The 18835-nt window shown below is 68.4% G+C and carries 17 protein-coding genes and 1 pseudogene; 9 read left to right on the top strand and 9 right to left on the bottom strand.

All coding sequences use genetic code 11. From position 1 onward, the window contains the following. The first annotated feature begins 515 nt into the window (after positions 1–515). The 4 genes from AB5J55_RS42895 to AB5J55_RS42910 all read left to right on the top strand — a co-directional run bounded on the left by AB5J55_RS42895 (position 516) and on the right by AB5J55_RS42910 (position 3043). A complete protein-coding gene (locus tag AB5J55_RS42895; RefSeq protein ID WP_369275802.1) occupies positions 516–821 on the top strand; it encodes a hypothetical protein in 306 nt (101 codons plus the stop codon). A gap of 9 nt (positions 822–830) precedes the next feature. Beyond that, positions 831–1496, top strand: coding sequence for a hypothetical protein (locus AB5J55_RS42900; protein WP_369275803.1), 666 nt, complete (start codon positions 831–833; stop codon positions 1494–1496). Positions 1497–1895: 399 nt separating this feature from the next. Continuing rightward, entirely contained in the window at positions 1896–2261 is a 366-nt protein-coding gene (locus tag AB5J55_RS42905) for a DUF6207 family protein (protein ID WP_369276471.1), read from the top strand. Between the two features lie 200 nt (positions 2262–2461). Further along, a complete protein-coding gene (locus tag AB5J55_RS42910; RefSeq protein WP_369275804.1) occupies positions 2462–3043 on the top strand; it encodes a hypothetical protein in 582 nt (193 codons plus the stop codon). Between the two features lie 556 nt (positions 3044–3599). Here the strand turns inward: AB5J55_RS42910 and AB5J55_RS42915 are convergent. After that, positions 3600–4364: an IS5 family transposase gene (locus tag AB5J55_RS42915; protein WP_369275805.1), complete on the bottom strand. Its 765-nt coding sequence runs from the start codon at positions 4362–4364 to the stop codon at positions 3600–3602. 12 nt (positions 4365–4376) lie between these two features. On the opposite strand from AB5J55_RS42915, the gene AB5J55_RS42920 reads away from it, so the two are divergent. After that, positions 4377–4898 (top strand): DUF6193 family natural product biosynthesis protein, encoded by a 522-nt coding sequence (locus tag AB5J55_RS42920; RefSeq protein ID WP_369275806.1) that lies wholly within the window; start codon positions 4377–4379, stop codon positions 4896–4898. A gap of 484 nt (positions 4899–5382) precedes the next feature. Here the strand turns inward: AB5J55_RS42920 and AB5J55_RS42925 are convergent, their stop codons facing one another. The 7 genes from AB5J55_RS42925 to AB5J55_RS42955 form a co-directional block, all read right to left on the bottom strand. Next, positions 5383–7521 (bottom strand): P-loop NTPase fold protein, encoded by a 2139-nt coding sequence (locus AB5J55_RS42925; protein WP_369275807.1) that lies wholly within the window; start codon positions 7519–7521, stop codon positions 5383–5385. Positions 7522–7574: 53 nt separating this feature from the next. Then, on the bottom strand, positions 7575–9014 hold the full coding sequence (locus AB5J55_RS42930; protein WP_369276472.1) for a helicase associated domain-containing protein: 1440 nt from the start codon (positions 9012–9014) through the stop codon (positions 7575–7577). Continuing rightward, on the bottom strand, positions 8903–10687 hold the full coding sequence (locus AB5J55_RS42935) for a Helicase associated domain protein (protein ID WP_369275808.1): 1785 nt from the start codon (positions 10685–10687) through the stop codon (positions 8903–8905). The genes AB5J55_RS42930 and AB5J55_RS42935 overlap by 112 nt, the downstream gene beginning before the upstream one ends. Positions 10688–10832: 145 nt before the next feature. Continuing rightward, positions 10833–11864: a TniB family NTP-binding protein gene (locus AB5J55_RS42940; protein ID WP_369275809.1), complete on the bottom strand. Its 1032-nt coding sequence runs from the start codon at positions 11862–11864 to the stop codon at positions 10833–10835. Then, positions 11858–13192, bottom strand: coding sequence for a transposase family protein (locus AB5J55_RS42945; protein ID WP_369275810.1), 1335 nt, complete (start codon positions 13190–13192; stop codon positions 11858–11860). The genes AB5J55_RS42940 and AB5J55_RS42945 overlap by 7 nt, the downstream gene beginning before the upstream one ends. Next, positions 13077–14192 (bottom strand): integrase, encoded by a 1116-nt coding sequence (locus tag AB5J55_RS42950; protein WP_369275811.1) that lies wholly within the window; start codon positions 14190–14192, stop codon positions 13077–13079. The genes AB5J55_RS42945 and AB5J55_RS42950 overlap by 116 nt, the downstream gene beginning before the upstream one ends. Positions 14193–14261: 69 nt before the next feature. Then, entirely contained in the window at positions 14262–14603 is a 342-nt protein-coding gene (locus tag AB5J55_RS42955; protein ID WP_369275812.1) for a hypothetical protein, read from the bottom strand. Positions 14604–14785: 182 nt separating this feature from the next. Here AB5J55_RS42955 and AB5J55_RS42960 point away from each other — a divergent pair, with 182 nt between their 5' ends. Beyond that, positions 14786–15253 (top strand): hypothetical protein, encoded by a 468-nt coding sequence (locus tag AB5J55_RS42960; RefSeq protein WP_369275813.1) that lies wholly within the window; start codon positions 14786–14788, stop codon positions 15251–15253. A 202-nt stretch (positions 15254–15455) separates the two neighbouring features. After that, complete coding sequence (locus AB5J55_RS42965; protein ID WP_369275814.1) at positions 15456–16403, top strand: Ppx/GppA family phosphatase; 948 nt, start codon at positions 15456–15458, stop codon at positions 16401–16403. A 176-nt stretch (positions 16404–16579) separates the two neighbouring features. Here the strand turns inward: AB5J55_RS42965 and AB5J55_RS42970 are convergent, their stop codons facing one another. Beyond that, the gene (locus AB5J55_RS42970) at positions 16580–17263 is read right to left on the bottom strand and encodes a maleylpyruvate isomerase family mycothiol-dependent enzyme (RefSeq protein ID WP_338778241.1); all 684 of its coding nucleotides are present in this window, start codon (positions 17261–17263) and stop codon (positions 16580–16582) included. Between the two features lie 196 nt (positions 17264–17459). Here AB5J55_RS42970 and AB5J55_RS42975 point away from each other — a divergent pair. Continuing rightward, positions 17460–17999: pseudogene (locus AB5J55_RS42975) on the top strand (GNAT family N-acetyltransferase); the annotation flags it as partial. Between the two features lie 15 nt (positions 18000–18014). Next, a complete protein-coding gene (locus AB5J55_RS42980) occupies positions 18015–18677 on the top strand; it encodes a M15 family metallopeptidase (protein ID WP_338785322.1) in 663 nt (220 codons plus the stop codon). Positions 18678–18835: the final 158 nt, after the last annotated feature.

The raw sequence follows: 18835 nt of genomic DNA on the forward strand, positions 1-18835 counted from the left end.
CCAGTAGCAATCAGGGCGGCCACGGTCTACTGGGCGTAGAACGCGGCTCGTGGTGAAGAGTCTGGCCGCCCGAGCTTGATCGGCATGGATCTCAGGCGGCACGAAATTGAACCATCCCAGCTCGCCGCTCAGCACGGAGATGAGCCGCATACGGATATTTGCCTGAAATGCCCGTATCGGATTGTGGTCCCTCGGGTCATTCGCTGTCACGCCTCGTGGTAGTGCCTGCTGCGAGGCCCTCACCAGCAGTGATCGTTTTTCGCGCCAGCTTTCACAAGGGTTCAACCTCCGCCTCCACCGGCGCGTTCGTACCGCGAGGTGTATTTGGCACATCGGCGCACCAACTCATCAGCGGGCTAGGAGTTGTGCCATAGCGCCTGAGATCGTGACCGTGTCCACTCGCGTACGGGAGCGCCAACTCCCACTGTGCACACGGGAGGACGAAGTCAACGGTTGGAGCCGAGTAGCACCGTCCGGCGGTCACCTGATCGCCGGACGGTGATGAGGGAGACCCCATGGGCATCGAGCCCAACGCTGCCGTACCAGCGGCAGCAGCCGCCGATCCTGCGGCATCCAGCACCGACAACGCCCCCGCGCACGCGTACGGCCGCTTCGGCATGCCGCACGCCCTCATGATCGCGACCTGCATCGTCACCGCGGCGATCCTCGCCCCGCGCGACATGACCGTCGCAGACGTCCTGCTCCTCATCGCCGGCGCCGGCGGCACCGGCGCCGCCATCGTGCTCGCGGTCGTCACCGGCAGCCGGCGCGTCGGCCGCATCGGCCGCATCGCACGCGCGTACCTCAGCTCGGGCAACTAGGTGATCACCATGGCCCGCCCTGAAGCGCCCGTGGACCGCACCGTCAAAGCCCGTGCCGAGCTCGCTGACTTCCTGCGCGCACGCAGGAAGTCAGCGAGCCTGACGTACCGAGACATGACCAGGCTCGCCCACGGGATGCCGTCCAAGACGACCTTCGAGCGCGCCGCCTCCGGCGCGACCGACCCCGCGTGGGAGACCGTCGAGGCCTACGTCAAGCTCACCATGACCGAGGAGGAAGAGTTCACCGGCAGTATCGGTGACGCGGTCGACCACGCCCGCAAGCTATGGATCGAAGCGCGCCGGGCCACCAGGGCGCCCTACTACCTCCACAAAGCACCGGATCCAGGCCTCATCGCCCACCGGTCGGACTTCAGCCGCGCCCTCCGGGACCAGCACGTCTGGGCCGGCTGCCCTACCGCCGGAGAGATGTCAGACATGGCCGGCCCCGGCCTGCTCCCGAAGACGACCGCCTACCGCATCATCAACGGCAGGGTCCTGCCCGTCACACCCGCCCAGGCAAAGGCCTTCCTGAAGGCCTGCTACGTCCAGACCCCCGAAGAACTCGAGCCGTGGTTCGCAGCCGCAGCCCGCGTCTTCAGCGGCAGCCGCGGCGGCTCTGAGTGGCGCACAGCCCAAGCCCTGCTCGTCGTACGACACCTGAGAGCTGTCGCCTGACCACGATCCGGACCACCGGAGCCCTTCAAGCATGAGCTCCAGGAACCGCGTAAGCAGCGCCCCGGCCAGCCGATCGGCCGGGACGCTGGTGCATCCGCTGAGTGGACGCACACCTGGGCGACGGCGGGGCCGCTCTTCCAGAGCAGACAGGGGCGGGCGCCCGCCCACACCCCCACCGCGGCCAGGCATGAGCCCTGCACTCCGCCCAAAGGCGGCACGGACCTTGTCTCGGCAGCCGGGAACCCGCGCCTGCAGCCGGTGAACCCGCGACCGCGTACCCCAGCGAAGCCACCGATCCGGTGCCGACGTCGACGTCGGTGATCTCCGCGAACGCCCCCCAAGGGTGTCGCGGCCCGTCGTTAACGTGACCCGCGTGATGGTGGAACCAAAGAGACCCGACTGGTCGTACGGCGCGGCAACAGCGCCTCGGGCAAGTCGTCCGTGGCGGCCGGCGTCCGCGAGAAGTTCGGGCGAGGCCTGGCCATCGTTGATGTCGCGGCCGCCGACGACGCTACTGCGCTCGCTTTCCAGCAGCTGCTCGCCGATCGGCGAGCGCATGCGACAGCAGGGGGGCGGGCTTGCCCGACGGGTGGGGCGGGCATGGCCAGCATGGAAGTTTCGCGAAGCCGATGCTTTCGGTGTTGCCGAAGCCTTCGGTCTTGGGCTTTCGCCCAGCACCGGTTGAGCCCCTGTGCGCCGACGCATCCGCCCGTCGAAATGGTCTCAAGGCAGCGTAGTTGGGTAGTTGGCGGTATCAGATCATGAGGGGCATACCGGGGCATGCCGCAACTGGCGTAGACGGCTAGCGGATGGCGGCGCCGCCTGGGGTGCGGAAACCCGGGAGCAGCCCGGTGTGACCGGAGGGACGAGTGACACGAAACCCACGGCACCATGCACGCTTGAGGCTCGCGCGTGAGAGGCCCAGCCCGGATCGCGTCAGAGCCCGGACCCGCGCGAGCGCACCAGTGAGGCGGATCGACTGGGGACAGCTCGGCACGGTCATTGCGGTGGTCGCCGGCATCGGCACCCTGCTGTTCACTGGCATCGCGACCTACTACAGTGCGCTGGTATCCAGGGACCAACTACAACAGTCTCGCGAGAACAACGAGTATGACGCTCGGGAGCAGGCGCTCCGAGTGTCCTTCTGGATAGATAGATCCCCATCGCCGATGCACGTCTATCTGTTGAACCGGTCTCCTGATCCCGTTCCGCTAGTGACGTTCCGCTTCCGCGTCTGGTACCAGGACGAGAACGGTTCGTACGACGTGATGGTGCAGCCGATGAGTCTGCCGCCATGTACTGAAGTCGTCCTGGCGCAGGAAGACCTGCTGATCCAGGGCCCAAGCGGGTTCTGGGAACTACAGGGGCTGCGCTGGGAGGTCCGTGGCCTGCATTTCGGCGATCGGGACGGGAGGCACTGGCTACGCACCGAAGACAGCCTCAACCCCCTGGAGGGCGACTTGGTTCCTGCAAGCAAGACAGGACAGCAAGTCCGGATCGCTGAGTCGCTCCAAAAGAAGGTCGCCAACTGCGGTGACAAAGCCTAAGCTCCGGCGGCGGCCGCCATCCCGTACAAGACCACCGAACCGGAAGCCGTTCAGCTCACTCTCACCCATGACCCCAACCACGTGGCTTTATTCACGAGTCGTGAAGGCAGTTGTTCATGAGTTTGGGAGGCGCCCAGATCCACGGTCGGGTGATGGTCACGAGTTTTGGTTCTGGCTCACTTTTCGTGGAGGGCTGACTGAGTGTGATGTCAATGGCTCCCCAGGCCGTGAGCTACGGACAGTCGGAGTCACGCGCCCACGGCCTCGCTGCGACGTCTGATCGCCGTTCTCTTGGTGGCGTCGCGACGGCAGACTATGAAGGTGGACTCTGACCTTTACCCCGATCTGGCTGCTGCGGGCAGCCTGGCCGCAGCGCTGGAACAGCTGGCGGCCGAACTCGGTGCCGATCTCACAGTGGTACCCGGCGATTGGGGCCCACTCGTTTCGGCTGGCATCGCCTCGTCGGTCCCTGAGCGCAAGCCGCTATCCGTTCACATCGGGGCGGGGAACCGCTGGTTCGGTGTCTCCGGCTGGAGTCACGGAGCCTTTTCCATCCTCACTCTGAGCTGGTCAGATGAAGGGTGAGGACTGCCTGGACGAGTTTGGTGATGCGGGTGGTCGAACACCGCAGTTTGCGAAGGAGCCTCCAGGCCTTGAGGGTGGCGATGGCCTGCTCGACGAGTGCTCGGATTGTGGCGTGGGACCGGTTCACCGCCTTCTGGCCTGTGGAAAGGGTCTCCCACCGGCCCCAGCACGGGACACGGACCGTGCCGCCGGCGCCCCGGTAGCCCTTGTCGGCCCAACACTTGATGCCGACCTCGGCGAGGGCGTCGATGATGCCGTGTTCACGGGCCGCGCGGACATCGTGGACGGCGCCGGGCAGTGCGGGTGAGGCCCACAGCAGCCGACCGAAAGGGTCTGCGACGACCTGCACGTTCATTCCGTGCTTCTTGTGCTTGCCGGAGTAGAACGGTCGGTCCGCGGCGATGCGGTCGATGGGCAGGAGCGTGCCGTCCAGGATGACGAATGCCTTCGCCGACGCGGTCCGTACCGCGTCGGCCAGGCTGGGAGCGAGGGCGGCCAGGAGTTCGACGGCCTCGGTGACGTAGCGGTAGGCCGTCGTGGTGCCCACGCCGAACCCTGCTGCGAGTTGGGCATATGTGTGACCCATCCGCAGGTGGGCGAGGGTGAGCAGGGCTTGGCGGCCGACGCTCAGACGCCGCCAACGGGAGCCGATCTCGCGGCGGCGTCGCCGCAACAGCTGGGTGAGCAAACGCAGGGCAGAGCTGGACACGTCGATGCCCGACGGGTAGACAAGCACGTGAAGCCTCTGGTGGAGACGGTTCTCTTGGTCGAAAACCCATCTACCAGGGGCTTCACCATGTTGTCAGCCCAACTGCCGTGCTTCAGCCGCAGGTTGGAAAAGGCTCACGGAGTCGAACTCATCACCGGAGCCACGCCCGACCTGGCGGATGTCGTCAGGGCCGGAGCGGCATGGGGGCAGGGCAGGAGCCTGCGGGAGCTGCGGGCGGAGCTGTCGTTTCTGCGCTCCAGCAAGCGCGCCGAAGCTCACGAACGCGGGCCGGCCGCGGTGGTGGAGCTGCAGTGGCGCACAATGCAGGAGCAGGCGGCCGAGGAACCGGATTTCACAGGGTTCGGCGAACTCGTGGAAGCGGCTCATGCAGAACCACGGCTGCGACAGCTATATGTATTCTCCAGCCACTGGACGCTCGGCTTCAGCTCCTGTACTCGATACCCGTTCCGCGATGAGGTGGCCATCGTCCCGTCACACAATGGCAGCCCATTCCGCGTGAAGAGGCACCTGATGGATGACGAGCGCACACCAAGTCACTGACCGTCACCGATCCCGTGGCCAGTTGTCTCCCCGTCAAACGGCCGCGGGCGGGTGTGAGTGGGCGTGTTGGTGGCGTTGGGTGGGTGTCAGCAGGGTGGGGGTGCTGAGTGCCTGGTCCGGGGGTTCGTGTGGGGGTGGGTTTGCTGTCACGGGGTGACCAAGCGGCTGCTGTTTTCTGACTTGTGTGGGGTGGGTTGGCTGTCGTGGGGGTGGCTGTTCCTATGGGGTGTCGGGGGTGGCTTGGTGTGGGTCGGGTCGGCGGTCGCGGAGTGTCGCGGGTCGTTTTTTATGCGTGTTGTGTGTCCTCTGAGCTGGGCTTTCTCAGTTGTAGTGGTTCGTATTTTGGTGCTGATAGTGCTATTGAGGGTGGCCTGGCGGGGGTTCTGTTGGTTGCTGGCCTGGGGGTTGTGCAGTTTGCCTGGGTGGCATGCAGATGGATTGGGCCGCTACTTGAAGAAGGAGGGCAGGCCCTCTTTCGGGGCGGTCAGGTGGTGGTGCCGTTGTGGGGTGAGGGTTGGCTGGGGCGGTGCTCGCGGAGTGCTTGGAGGATGTTGGCGTGGTGTTCGTCAGCGGGGCTGTTGTCGGTCTCGGCCTGGAGGAGGGGATCCAGGCGCGTGTAGAGGTCGTCGAGCCCGAACATCGCGTCGAGGCCGGCCAGGACACTCTCATCGATCAGATGGTGCGGGCGTGACGTGGGGTGGAGGAGTTTGCCCAGGAGGGGGAGGGGTTCCCATCCGCTGTCGATGCGTTGGCGTAGCCAGGGGCGCAGGCTATAGGGGTGGGTGTGGCGCCACATCCAGATCAGATCGGTGTCGGACTCGGTGAGTTCCTCGGCAGGTTTGCCAGTGGTGGGCGCGAGGTGCTGGGCGATCCGCTCGGTTACGGCGTTGCGAGCCTGAAGAGACCAGTCTTCGGTGGTCTGTACTTCCTCGGAGTGGTTGTTGTCTGCATTGGTGGTGCGGTGCAATGTCCGAGTGGCCAGGACCGTTCCGTCGGGGGTGGTGGCCATGGCGGCCAGTACTGGGGCTCTTCGTTCCGGTGGGAGGTCGGTGAGGAGGTCCCGGGCCAGGAACTGCAGGCTCATCCCACTGTTGACCAGGCCCATCATTTCCGGCTCGGCGGTCAGCTGCCCGTAGCTGTCAGCCATGGCCTTGAGTAGCGCAGCGGCGGGGAGACGGATGCCTGCACTGCGGCGCTGCTCGATTCGGCGGGTGATGCGGTGGGTGTCGTCACGGAGGCGGAGCAGCAGTTCGGCTGCTTCCTCTCCAGGGGCGTCGGCGGTCAGCTGGGCCAGGGCTTGGTCGAAGGCGGCTTCGGGAAGGTCGTCATCGGGAATGCCGAAGACCATGTACCGGTCGAAGTAGTCGGTGCTGCCGATCCCGCGGCGTTGAGCGGCGGCTTTCGTGTCGCTGCCGTTGCCGAGGTCTTGCTGGACTGTTGGGAACAGCAGGGCCAGCAGGTTGAGCACGCCTTCGATGTGTTCATCGGCCACGCCGGCTTCGCGCAGGCGGCGGCGCCAGCGTTCGGCTCGCTCGCCGGGCTGCTGCGTGCTGTGTCGCTGTGCTGGGTCGATTCTGGTGCCGGTCAGCTCGGCGCGGTGCCGTCCCAGGAGTCGGTAGACGCCGGGCTCGTTGGTGCGCAGGAAGGTGACGATGAGGAAGTCGACCAGGTCCACGTTTCCGGTGAGGGAGCTGAGAGTGGCGTCGGCCTGCCCGAAGTAGCGTTTGACGGCCCGTGGCGTCTGCAGCCTGTCTTGCAGGTGCCGGAAGTAGGCTTCGGAGAAGCGTCGTTCCTCGCTTGGCGTCATGGACAGGCCGTGGGAGTCCAGCAGGGCGTTGAGGGCGCGGATACTCATGGCGGCGGCGTCGCGTTCGCGGAACGCGGGAAGGTCGAGCCGCACCTGGATGATCTTTTCCAGGAACTCGCGGGCTCTGCCCTCGCTGTTTCCTACGAGGTCGCTGCGCTGCAAGACGTCCAGCAGCGTCTGCTCGTCGAAACTGATCAGGTAGTAGACGTTCGGTAGATGGCCCACCAGGCGCACCAGCTTGAAGACAAGGAGCAGTTCGTCGGGGGTGAGGCGGTCCAGGTCGTCCATGACGACCAGGACGGGTTGCCCCACCTGCCGCAGGGCGTCTTCCGCTTTTCGTTTGGCGGCCGAGGCGCTGGTGTCGCCGGTGATGCGGTCGCTGAACGCCTGGATCAAGCCTTCCGAGTCCAGGCCGGCCAGCGCGGTGAGCTTGCCCAGGGGGCTGATGGCTTGTCCGAAGCCTCCGATCTTCTGGCGGGCTTCCGACCAGCGTTCTTCCTTGGGCAGGGCGGCGCGGATCTCGCTGAACAGCGCTGCGGTCAGCGATTCCAGATCGGAGTACAGCCATGGGTTGAGCTCCGCGATCAGCCAGTCCTTGCTGCCGTCCTGTCGCTGCAGGAGGCGTATCACTTTGCCCAGGACCGTCGACTTTCCAGAGCCCCAGGAACCGATCAAAGCCAGGACGCCGGTTTCGGTCTGAGCCCGGACGCGCCCCAGCAACTCCACCGCGTGCCGCGCGTACTGTTCACGCCCCAGCAGGTCGGACCCCTCGTCGTCGAGGAACGGTTCGTCGTTGAAGAAGCGCGCGTCGCTCATCGGCATAGCGTGCCTGACTGCGTTGTTGCCTCGCTGCAGATTGGTGGAGGAGGTCAGGTGTTCGGCTGGATGCCGATGGCGGAGAGAAGCTCCTGCTGGTCGGGGTGGAGGGTGGTCCATCGGGTGCGTTGCCTCTCGGTCCATCGCTGGAGGGTGGGGGAGTAGGCCTGGCCGGTGTGGTGGTTCAACTTCGCTTGCTGGTAGGTGCGTTGCCAGATGCTGGGCCAGGGTGGGTTCCACCAGGGGTCGAGGGTGTCGAGTGCCTGGCTGGTGGTGGGGGAGAGGCGGCCTTGTCGGGCTCTGCGGCGTGTTTGTACGAGCCAGTCGCCCAGGGCGAAACCGTCGTGGCGGGTGTCCTTGCTGCAGGAGAGGTGACCGTTCAGGGCGGCGTAGTCGCGGGCGTGGGCGAGGCCTGGGCTTACGGGGTAGACGCGGCTGGTCCGGCGGCGGGCGGCGGCTTCGGGGGTGATGTCCAGGTCGGCCAGGAGTTTTTGCTGTTGGGGGCGTAGATGGGGCCAGGCGGCGTGTTGTGCTCTGATCCAGGTTCGTACGTCGGCCGGGACACCGTGGGGGCGGGTTTGTGTGGTGCGGGCGCGGGTGCAGGCGCGCTGCCAGGCCAGGTCCCAGGGCGGGTTCCACCACGGGTCGATCGCGGTCAGGGCCTGGTGGCGGGCGCTGGGGGTGGTCTCGCGTCGGGCCTGTTGGCGTTGGTCGTTGAGCCAGCGGCCGAGGGGAAAGCCGTCGTGGACGGTGGAGTAGGCCACGGCCAGGGTGTGGTGTGTGTCGGCGTAGGCGCGGGCGTGGGCGAGGGCGAGGGCGGTTTCTGCGTAGGGGGTGAGGGGCCGGGTGCGGGCGCTGTCGCGGGTGAGACCGATGTCGCCCAGGAGGCGCTGCTGATCGGGGTGGAGGTCGTCGTAGTGGGTGCGCTGCAGGCGTAGCCAGGTGCGCTGGGCGGGGGCGAAGCTGCGGAAGTGACGTTCGGCGTCGAGCCGGTGGCCGGCCTTGACCTGGCCGTGGATCTGCTGCCAGGCGCGCTGCCACGCCAGGCCCCAGGGCGGGCACCACCAGGGATCGACCGCCGACAGGGCCTTCGTCTGGGCGGATGGAGGTGTGCCGCGGTCGGCGTGGTCGCGGGCGTGCTGGCGTTGCCGGCGCAGCCACCGCCCGAGCTGGAAGCCGTCGTGGACGGTGTCGACTGCGGCGGCGAGGGTGCCGTGGACGGCGTGGTAGGAGCGTGCGTAGCCCAGGGCGGTGGCGAAGTCGGCCTCGTTTTCGGCGGGCCGGGCGGCGGCACTTTGGGCCTGGGCTGCGGTGATTCCGATGCGGGCCAGCAGGTCGTGTTGGTCGGGTTGGAGGGTGTCGTACTGGGCGCACTGGGTGGTCAGCCACGTGGCGAGTGCGCTGGTGGTGCCGGGGAACCCGGCCGCGGTATCCAGGACGTGACCGCCGTCGACGTGGGTGCGTGCCTGGTGCCAGGAGCGCTGCCATTCCAGCGTCCAGGGCGGGTTCCACCAGGGGTCGATCGCCGACAGTGCCAGCGCGCGGGGGGAGGGGGTGCCGTGACGTAGCTGGTGGGCGCGGTCACCAGCGTGCCGTGGGTGTCGGCGAAGGCGCGGGCGCAGGCGAGGACGCGCTGGAAGTGGGTGGCCATGTGCTTGCGGCGGGGCCGGGCCGCCTGTACGGCTTCGTGGGTGAGGCCGATGTCGGCCAGGAGGCGCTGCTGGCCGGGGTGCAGGCTGTCGTAGCCGGTGCACTGGCTGTAGAGCCATTCGCCCAGGCCGAAGCCGGTGGTGGGGAAGCCGTGTTCGGGCCGCAGGGCTCCGCGGGCGCGTGTGTGGTCGCGGGCCTGGTAATAGAAGCGCTGCCACATCACCGTCCACGGCGGCCGCCACCACGGATCCAGTGCCTCGAGTTCCGCGACGTGTTCGGGTGGCATCGCGGGGAATTTCCGGTGGTTCGACAGCCACCGGCCCAGGGCAAAGCCGTTGAACCGGCTGTGGATCGGTGCGGCGAGATGGCCGTGGACGGCGGCGTAGGCGCGGGCGTGTGCCAGGCCGGTGGTGAAGGCCTGGTCCGAGGTATGCCGAAGCCCCAGGTGCAGCCGCGTACCGACCGCGGCTTTCTCCGGCTGCTGTGCGGCGTCGCGGTAGGCGGTGAGTTCGCGGGCGATGGGCCGGGGCCGGTGCGCCATGTGCAACGTCCACCGCCGGTCGGCGACAGCTGCGTCCGCGTCGGCCCGTACACAGTGCTGCACCCAGAGCAGCAAAGGACCGGCCGAGGTCGAGGTGATCCGCTCGGCAAGCCACGGCCGGTTCGTGGCCCGCGCCAACTGGGTGACCAGGGCAGGGGTATGGGCAAGCGTGTGGGGCAGATGTCTGCCGGTGTCGGCGAGCAGCCGCTGTCTGGTGCGTTCGTTGGTGAGGACCGAGGTGAGGGCGACGGTCTCCGGGTAGGTGACCGCGTCCCGGGTTAGCAGCCGCCACCAGCCCGGATCGGTGCCCGGCGGCGCCAGCCGCAGTGCCCGGCGCGGCCACTGCTCTTCTTCGGGCCACTGCTGCGCCCACCAGGAGACAATCACGGCATGCGCGACCTCGGACGCCTTGGCCGCGTCTGGCCGGTGGCGCAGCAGGTCCCGGTGCTGCCGGTGCGCCGCGACCATCTGCGGCAGCTCCGCCAGGTCGACCTGTTCGGTGTCGGCCGGCCCGCCGTCGATCCAGTGGGTGCCGAGCATCCAGCGCCGGTGGCGCCGGCAGATCCGGGTGTGCGGCTGCAGATACACCCGGGCGGGCTTGGCCCGTCCGGTGCGCGCGGTCGTGCACAGCCGGCAGCCTTCCCCCGCGGATGGCACCACGGCCCCGAAGCGGAACCGCCCGGCTGCACCCGCCCCGTCCGGTGAGAGGGGCTCTTGGGCGGTCCAGGCGGGCAGGGCCCGCTGAAGGATCTCCTCAGGCACGCGGCAGAACGCCGATATGCGGGCGCGGGCTTCGGCGTTGAGGTACACCTCGCCGTCCGTCCGGTAGCCCTTGAACAGGCCTCCGCCGACCTGGAGCAGCGAGGGGATGAGGTCTCTGACGCCGAGCCGGTAGCGGTCGGCCAGCCGGTCCAGGTACGACAGGTTCGTCTCGCCCTGCAGCGGTGCGAGCCGCACCGGCCCTGGACGTGCCATTGCTGTCCGCGGCGGCTGCGGCTGTGGTGGAGAAGAGTCGTGCATGAGGGGGCAGAGGTCGTTCCTGGAGGGTTCGGATGGGCTGGCATCCGGGCAGTGGCCAGACGGGGGGGGCGGGACGGACGGTTGAGGCAGACGCCGCCGGTCAGGGCTGGCGTTGCGAGGGCGTCCGGTGGCGCTGTGGTGCCCGGGCCCGCTGTTCGGCGGCGCTGTCGAGCTCGATCTGTTCGAGCAGTTTCTTGGTGATCTTCTCGGTGCCGTCCAGCAGGGACACGAGGGCGGCTTCGCGGATGAGGTGGGAGAGGCTGCCCATGCGACCGCCGGTGCGGGCGTGCAGGTAGGCGGCGTGTGTGACCAGCGTGCCGGGCCGGTGCCGGCGTAGCCGCAGGGCGCTGTCCATGCCGTGCACGAGGTCGTGCCAGATCTGCTTGTCGGCCGGGCTGCCGTAGCGCAGCGGCTGGTTGCGCACGATTTTGAAGCGGCCGGCGAGCTGAGAGCCGCGCACGCCGGTCAGCAGCGGCGAGGATTCGACGTCGATGCCGGAGTAGACGAAGGTCGCCGGGATCCGCTCGCCGAGGTACTTCAGCTGGTCGGAGGTCTCGGCGCCGGCCCGGCTGCGGGTGTCCATCAGGTGTACGTCGTCGACCAGGACCAGTTGGGTGCCCATCTCGCACAGCAGCTCGCACACGGCGTTGGTGATCTGGATCTGGTTCATCCGCTCCAGCATCGGCAGGCCGAGGAAGCGGGCGAACTCGCTGATGAGCATCTTCGGGGTGGAGGACGGCGGCACGGTGATGAACAGGACCGGCAGACGCCCGTCCTGGTTCGGGTGGCGGCGCCGGTCGGCGAGTTCGACGGTGCGCCCGAGCTGCTGCATCGCGGTGGTCTTCCCGGTGGTGGCCGGCCCGGAGATGATCAGGCCGCGTCTGGCTCCGCCCTGCTGGCCGCGGTTGAGCAGCAGGCGGCGTACCGCAGTGGAGATGGTGTCCATGGCGGGGGTTTTCAGCACCACGAACCGTGCGTGGTAGTCCTCCCGTTGCTCCAGCGTCCATTCCTGGTCGCCAACGTCCAGTGCCGGGGCGGGGGGTGTGTCGACGAACTGTCGCCACCCGTCCCATGTGGTCAGCGGACTGAAAACGCCGTGCTGCGCGGTGGCGGGCTGCGCTGTCGTCACCATGCCTGGGCCTCCTGGTACGGGTCGTGGATGCGCATGCCGCCCGCCCCGGCGGCGTCCAGCGTCTGCTCAGCGGCCTGGTCCCGGGTCGTTTCGGCCGTCGGCCCGGATGCTTCGGCCTCATCCGCGTGGGCTGCCGCGGCGTCCTGGTCGTCGGCGAGGGCGGCGAGAAGGTCGTCCTCGTCGTCCGGGTCGTCCTCGATGTCGTCGGCGTCCCAGCCGTCGGCATCCTGAAGCGGGACGGTGAAGGAGCCGGGCAGCCCGAACGAGGCCCCCGGTGCGAGAGGCGCAGGCCACTGCTGCGGGGTGGTGGCGGGGGAGGGATCGGTCATCTGCGCGGCCGCCTGGGCCCGGGCGGCTACCGTCCGCTCTCGCCTGCTGCCCAGCCCCTGGCTGGCACGGCGCAGCAGCGCATCGAGTGCCTGGGCGATCGCGGCCTCGTGCTCTTCACGGCCATGCCGGCGTTCCACGGTGCGGCGGACGTGGTCGAAGGTGAACGCGGTGAACGGGCGCCGGACCGCCCCCGCGTGGACCCACGGCACCTCGAGCCATCCCTCGGGCAGGCGCACCCACACCCGGTTCGGATCGTAGGGGTTGTGGTGGACCTCCCACCGTCCGTTCTTGTCCGCCCGCGGTGAGCGGCGGCGCCGGTAGGGGTTCAGGCCGGGGTGGTCGTAGGTGCGGTAGCCGAAGCGGACGCCGTAGTCGTTGACGGCCTGCCACCGAAGAGGCAGCAGCTCGACGTAATCGTCGGCGGACAAGGGCACCGGTACATGCCCGGTCAACGCCACCAAGGCCGCCCACATCTCGTTCGGGCAGACGGCGACCCGCGGCATCATCGGGTGCCGCAGCGCCTCGTGTCGGCGCTCCTGCCACCCGCAGATGACCCATTCGTCCAGCAGTTCCTGAAGCTGCGTCAGGCTCCAGCAGGCATCCTGCTCCGCGGCCGCGCCCCGCTGGGAGACGTCCGAGCCGGTGTGGCCCGGCAGGTACTGGCTGAACCCGTCGGCAATCGCGCGGAAGGTCCGCTCCACGTTCCCCTTCGCCGGGCCGTTCGCCGGCGGCACCGGCTGCACCGACACCCCCAGGCTCTCGCACGCCGAGACGAACGACGCCGACACATACACCCGGCCCTGGTCCACGACCACCGTCTCCGGCATGATCACCGGCCGGGCGGCAGCCCGCTCCAGCCGCGCGTCCAACGTAACCAGCCGCTCATAGGGGATGACCGACCGCTGCATGGACAGTGCCGCATCCCAGCCCGGCCGCATCGCCGTCGGCACCACCATCTGCGCCAGCAGCATCGCCGCGTCCACCGACGTCGTGCCCACTGTGCCGAAGGTCGTGCAGCGACCAGTTCGACCCGAGTGTGGTGTTCGCGCGGACGAACATCGCCCGCGCGGCATGGTAGTTGAGCGCACGAAACGGCCGTCGCAGCGTCCACCACAGCGGGACATCCGGGCCAGTGGGCACCAGCCCGTGCATCTGCTGTTGGTAGAGCCGCAGCCAGACGAACGCGTCCGGCGAGGCTGGCAGCTGCTGCATCGCGCGCGACCCTTTGCGTACCACCGTGACGAGCTGCCGCCCCGGTTCCGTGCCCGAGGACATGACGCCGAGCAGTTCTGAGGCTCTGGCCCCGGTCGAGATCCAGAAGGCGACCAGGGCCCGGTCCCGGTCCGAGGACAGCCTCGCGAACAACTCGTTGAAGACCTCATCGGGGATCTGCCGGGGGATCCGCTGAGGCTGCCGCGGCCGGAACAGCCCCGACCGCTGCGGGCGCCACGGCTCCATCGGGTGGTGGTGCGCGTTCACCCGAGGCGCCCTGGCCAGCGGAAACGGGTTCACCAGAGGGCCGGTCCCGGCCTCCAAATGGTGGGCGTAGAAACTGCGGAGCACCGTCTCGCTGTGCGCGACCGTCGAGGAGGCGTAGGTCGTCCCGATCGGTCGCTTCGCGGTGATCGGGTTCACGGGCCGGTCTGTACCCGGTTGTGCACGTTGAGCTGTACGTCGGCGTCGGGGAGGCTTGGCGGTGATCTGGATCCACCGCGAGAAGTCGCGGGCCTCGATCCTGGTCGCCTCGTGCCATGGCATTTCGATCGCCCACAAGAAGCGGAACCACCGCAGCAGGTCCATGCCATAGGAGCGTTGCGTCGTCGCGGGCCGCCCCGCCGCCTGCAACTCGTGCAGATACGCGGTCACCGCACCCACCGGGAACTCCGCTGGATCAACCAACCGATACGGCTCCCATAGATCGCCGGCCTCCACGAGCGAGCCCACCCGAGGAACCACCAGCGAGCCCAAGTCCCTTGGAACATCCTCACCTTCAGCCATGGCAGAGGACGGTAACCACCCCGCTTCCCACCTGTCCGAAGAACAAGGCGAGAGCGTCCCGTAGTTCAGTCAACACGCCCACGGACGGTAGGTCCGCCGTTTGCCCGCCTTCCATGCGGTCTTCGCCGCGTTCACCGCCCGCCGGGTCGAGCGCGGGCTGCCCCGGTAGCCCATCTTCACCAACTTCTCGTGAACAACATCGGCGCGGATCGTCGCCTTGGACTGCTCGACCCACTCCTCGGTCTTCTCCAGGAACGCATCGATCATCTTCGGCCGCGGCTCGCGTTCGTACGGGTTGCGCCCGTCGGCACGGGCTTCGACATACCGCTTGACCGTCTTCGGGTCGTGCCCCGTCAGGGTGGCCGCCGACCAGACCGTCTCGGTCAGGTCGTACGCCTCAAAGATTTCCATGATCTCTCTGTCAGACTTCGTCACGGGACCTCTCCGGCCGGTTGCTGATGCTCGCAAACACCAGCGAACCGGACGGAGGGGTCGCCTTCAGATAGGGCAGCGATCAGGAACAACAGGCCGTCCACCTGGATTTCCGGTGGCCATCAGCCTGGACTCGACTGGCCGCGCACCTGGAGCATTTCATGGCCGCCGACATCTGGTCTCATCGATCATCCAGCGCAGGTCGTCGTGTCGGCGACGGCTGTCCCTTCCGCCGGGAGATGTCGGTGTGCCTGCCGGCCCGGCCGGGCTGGCACGATGCGCGTATGACGTTGCCGACTCCCTGCCCTGCTGATCTGGTCCCGGAGGCCACCGGTCTGGACGCCTACACCGCGGTCTATCAGCAGGCCAAGCGGCAGGGTGCGGTGTTCGTTGCTGTGGAATGTCAGGCACAGTTTTGGACGGTGAAGGTCGACACGCTCACCGCGGGCCCGTCGTACGTCGTCGACGAGACGGTGATGGAGGCTCTTCGTGCCGCCGTCGCCCATCTGGTGCGCTCCCGCGAGATCCGTCCGGACTCGCATGAGAGCGTTGGCTACGTTGCGCTGTTCGACATCGGCAGCGAATCCAGGGCTTGCATGCCGCCCTGTACGGAGACCTCACACTACTGAGCTGCGCGGTTCCAGACCTCTCCTGATCCCAAGCTTCTGACATCCCGCGAGGGCCGCGCCTACCTGCGAAGAGGCGGTATCAAGGTGACGATCCCGCCTCCAGGCGGACTGTGTCCGCAACCAGCAGCACCTCGATGACGGACGGCAGTGGTGAGGGAGGCAGGGACGGACTGGCTGTCGCTGGTGCGGGTACTCGCAAGTCATGCGGTTGAGCCTGGTGGATGTGGGATCGAATACGGTCCGGCTGGTGGTGGCAGACGCCGAGGGCGGAGTGCCGCTTCCCGTACACACCGCCAAGTGGAAGCTCCGCCTCTCCGAGCACGTCGACACACAGGGCCGTTTTTCTGAGGAGTCCGTGGCGCGCCTGGTCGAGGCGGTCGCAGCGGCTGCCAGCACGGCTGAGCGGTGGGGTGCGGCGGGGCCGCTGGCTTTTGCGACCGCGGTGGTGCGTAACGCGCCGAACCGTGTGGAGGTGCTGCGAGCGGTCCGTACCGGGACGGGTGTGTCGATCTGCACGCTGCCGGGTGAGGTGGAGGCCGAGCTGACCTTTCTCGGGGCGCGGCGGTGGATCGGCTGGCAGGCGGGGCCGTTCGCGCTTTTCGACATCGGTGGCGGTTCGTTGGAGGTGGCATTCGGGCGCGGTCGGCTGCCGGATTTTGTGGCGTCGCTGCCGCTGGGCGCGAACCGATTGACGCGGGAGTTCTTCGCGGCCAGGGAGGACCCGGCGAGCGTGGAGAGTGTGAAGGCTTTGCGTCGTCACGTGCGCCATCAACTGCGTGATGTTGCCGGGCGGATCCGCTGGGAGGGGCCGCGTACGGTGGTGGCTACCTCACGCACTCTTCAGCAGCTGGGGCGTATATGCGGGGCCGCGCCCGGGCGTGAGGGGCCGTTCGTCCCCCGCTACCTGTCGAGCCGTGACCTGCGTGGCTGTATCGACACGCTTGCGGCGCTGCCTGCGGCGGAGCGTGCGCAGCTGCCGGGGATCTCCGCACCGCGGGCGAGGCAGAGCCTGGCCGGGGCGGTCGTGGCGCATACGGTCATGAAGCTACGGCTCCGCACCCGCTACGAGCGACGCGCCGATCTCCATCAGGGTCTGCTCGAACTGGCCTGCAGCCTCATATGCCTGCGCCGCCTACGGACCTCATCCTGAGACGATCAGTTACGCCCCGTAGAGCGCCAGCCGAGGGTGAGCCGGCCCAAGTAGATGGACCGCGCGGCCCCGAGCACCGTCGGGCCGCCCCGCTCGACCTGCCCGCCTGGTGCCACATGACCGGCCACCACTACCTCGTTCGCGGTGTCCGACCTAGACCGGTTTGTGCGCGGAGATCAGCCCAGGGCGAGCCAGTGGATGCCGAGCCGTTCGACCTGTGCGGCCTCCGCCTCGGTCAGCGACTCCCGGCCGGTGGCCTTGCGCAGGAAGCGGGAACGGCTCCACTCCAGTTTGTCGGCCGCCGGGGCGTGCTCCGCGCCCAGGAGCAGCTCTGCCACGGCGTCACCGGCCGCCGGGGTGAGCCAGGCTTCGCGTCCGAGTGCGTCGGCCAGGTCGAGGCCGTGGACGGCGACTTCCACGACGCGGGTGAGGACGAATTCCGACAGGAGCATGGCGTCGCCATGCCGTGTCCGCACGGTCCGACCGCCGGGTTGGTCCTGGCAGAGCCGGTCGACCCGCCGCCACGTCGCGGCGAAGTCCTCGGCGAAGGCGGCGCCGTCGGCCGGCCTCGCCGCACGGTCCTGGGCCAGGGCGGTCCGCTTGGCGTTGGTCTGGGGTGAGAAGCGGTCGTCCGGGCGGTAGTACTCCACCGCGGAGATCTCCGCCTCGCCGGGTTCCGGCGCGTCCAGCATGGCCGGAAGCCAGTCGATCACCACGCATACGTGCCCGAGTAGGTCGCGTACGGTCCAGGGAGTGCAGCGTGTCGGGAGGTTCCACTCGGCCTCGGACAGTCCGGCCACGGCGTCGCCGAGGGCTGCGCATTCCAGCTGAAACGCTTCGAGAACCTGGTCGTGACCCACGCCGTGTCGCCTTCCGTCCGTTCGCTGTCCCGCGCTCGCTTCACGGTCCCGCCGGTTCCGCTTCGAGCGCGCTTCTCAGATCATCGACACGCGTACCGAAGCGGTCCCGGTTGCAGACCGCAGGAGAAAGATCGCCGGGCAGCCGCCGGGCTTCTTCGTCGCTCGCTCTCACAGGGCGTGCGGTAGGTTCCCCGCCATGATCGAACCTGGAACCTGGCCGACGGCCCCGATACCGACCGACCGGCTCGTGCTCCGCACGTCTGAGGCCCGGGACCGTGCGGCCTTCGTCAAGCTGTTCGCCTCGCCCGAGGTGGGCACCTACATCGGCGGCGCCCGGCCGCGCGACGAACTCGAGCGCGGGATGCCCGAAGTGCCCGGCCGACGCCCCGGCTGTTTCGTGGTCGAACTCGACGGAACGATGATCGGCATGATCACGCTCGATCCCCGCGGTGCCGAGCGCCGGGGACACGTCCGCCCCGAGGGCGGAGAGACCGAACTCGGTTACCTGTTCCTGCCCAAGGCATGGGGACGCGGGTACGCCTTCGAGGCGTGCGCGGCGGTACTCGACTGGTTCACTGGCGCGCGGCCCGGCGAACCCGTGGTGCTCTCCACCCAGAGCGCCAACGACCGGGCGATGCGCCTCGCGGCGAGACTGGGCTTCGCCGAGGTCGAGCGGTTCGAGGAGTACGGCGCCGAGCAGTGGTTCGGCGTGCGTCCCCCGGCCGCACCGGCCGGACGTGGGACGGCAGCCGTGAACGAGATCGTGCTGATGTCGGATCCGAGGGTCGCCGCCGTGCCTGTGATCGAGTCCGGCGAACGCCTCGTGGGCGTCCGCCCCGGCGGCCGATTGCTCGTCGACACCCGCAAGCAGGACCCGGCGGACGCCTTCGCCCACCTGCGGGAAGGCGTTCTGGAACGGCTGCTCACGGCTCAGACGATGCTGCCGGCGGGCATCCGGCTGCTGTTCGTCGAGGGCTACCGGCCCCCCTCGCTCCAGCGGGAGTACTTCGAGGAGTACGCCGACCGGCTGCGCGCCGCCAACCCCGGCTGGTCCTCCGAGGAGATCCACTCGGCGGCGAGCAGGTACGTGTCACCCCCCGACATCGCGCCGCACAGCGCGGGCGCGGCCGTTGATCTCACCCTCGCCGACGCCGACGGACACGAGCTGGACCTGGGCACGCGCATGAACGCGGACCCGGAGGAGAGCGCCGGCGCCTGCTACACCCACGCCCCGAACATCAGCGAGGAGGCCCGCGCCAACCGGAAGCTGCTGGGCACCGTGCTCACGGCCGCGGGGCTGGTGAACTACCCCACGGAATGGTGGCACTGGTCCTTCGGGGACCGCTACTGGGCCTTGCTCACGGGAAAGCCCGCGGCCCTCTACGGCCCCAGAGAACTCGGCTCGCCCAGCTGACCGACCAGACTCCTGTTCCGGCCCGGGCAGCGCACGGATGGCGAGCCGCCCGCTCTGGTCCGGCAAGAGGAATTGTCAGACGTGTGGATGAGGAGTGGTTGCCTGCCGGCCGGCGAAGGGACTTGAGTCTCCTGTAGGGGGAGACACGAAGGTGGGGA

The organism is Streptomyces sp. R11 (genome assembly GCF_041051905.1).
GTDB lineage: Bacteria > Actinomycetota > Actinomycetes > Streptomycetales > Streptomycetaceae > Streptomyces.

Excerpts from the sequence above, each read along its gene's own strand:
- AB5J55_RS42895 (WP_369275802.1), top strand. The coding sequence starts at position 516 with ATGGGCATCGAGCCCAACGCTGCCGTACCAGCGGCAGCAGCCGCCGAT.
- AB5J55_RS42900 (WP_369275803.1), top strand. The coding sequence starts at position 831 with ATGGCCCGCCCTGAAGCGCCCGTGGACCGCACCGTCAAAGCCCGTGCC.
- AB5J55_RS42925 (WP_369275807.1), bottom strand. The coding sequence starts at position 7,521 with ATGAGCGACGCGCGCTTCTTCAACGACGAACCGTTCCTCGACGACGAG.
- AB5J55_RS42935 (WP_369275808.1), bottom strand. The coding sequence starts at position 10,687 with ATGGCACGTCCAGGGCCGGTGCGGCTCGCACCGCTGCAGGGCGAGACG.
- AB5J55_RS42940 (WP_369275809.1), bottom strand. The coding sequence starts at position 11,864 with ATGGTGACGACAGCGCAGCCCGCCACCGCGCAGCACGGCGTTTTCAGT.
- AB5J55_RS42950 (WP_369275811.1), bottom strand. The coding sequence starts at position 14,192 with ATGGCTGAAGGTGAGGATGTTCCAAGGGACTTGGGCTCGCTGGTGGTT.
- AB5J55_RS42955 (WP_369275812.1), bottom strand. The coding sequence starts at position 14,603 with ATGGAAATCTTTGAGGCGTACGACCTGACCGAGACGGTCTGGTCGGCG.
- AB5J55_RS42960 (WP_369275813.1), top strand. The coding sequence starts at position 14,786 with ATGGCCGCCGACATCTGGTCTCATCGATCATCCAGCGCAGGTCGTCGT.
- AB5J55_RS42965 (WP_369275814.1), top strand. The coding sequence starts at position 15,456 with ATGCGGTTGAGCCTGGTGGATGTGGGATCGAATACGGTCCGGCTGGTG.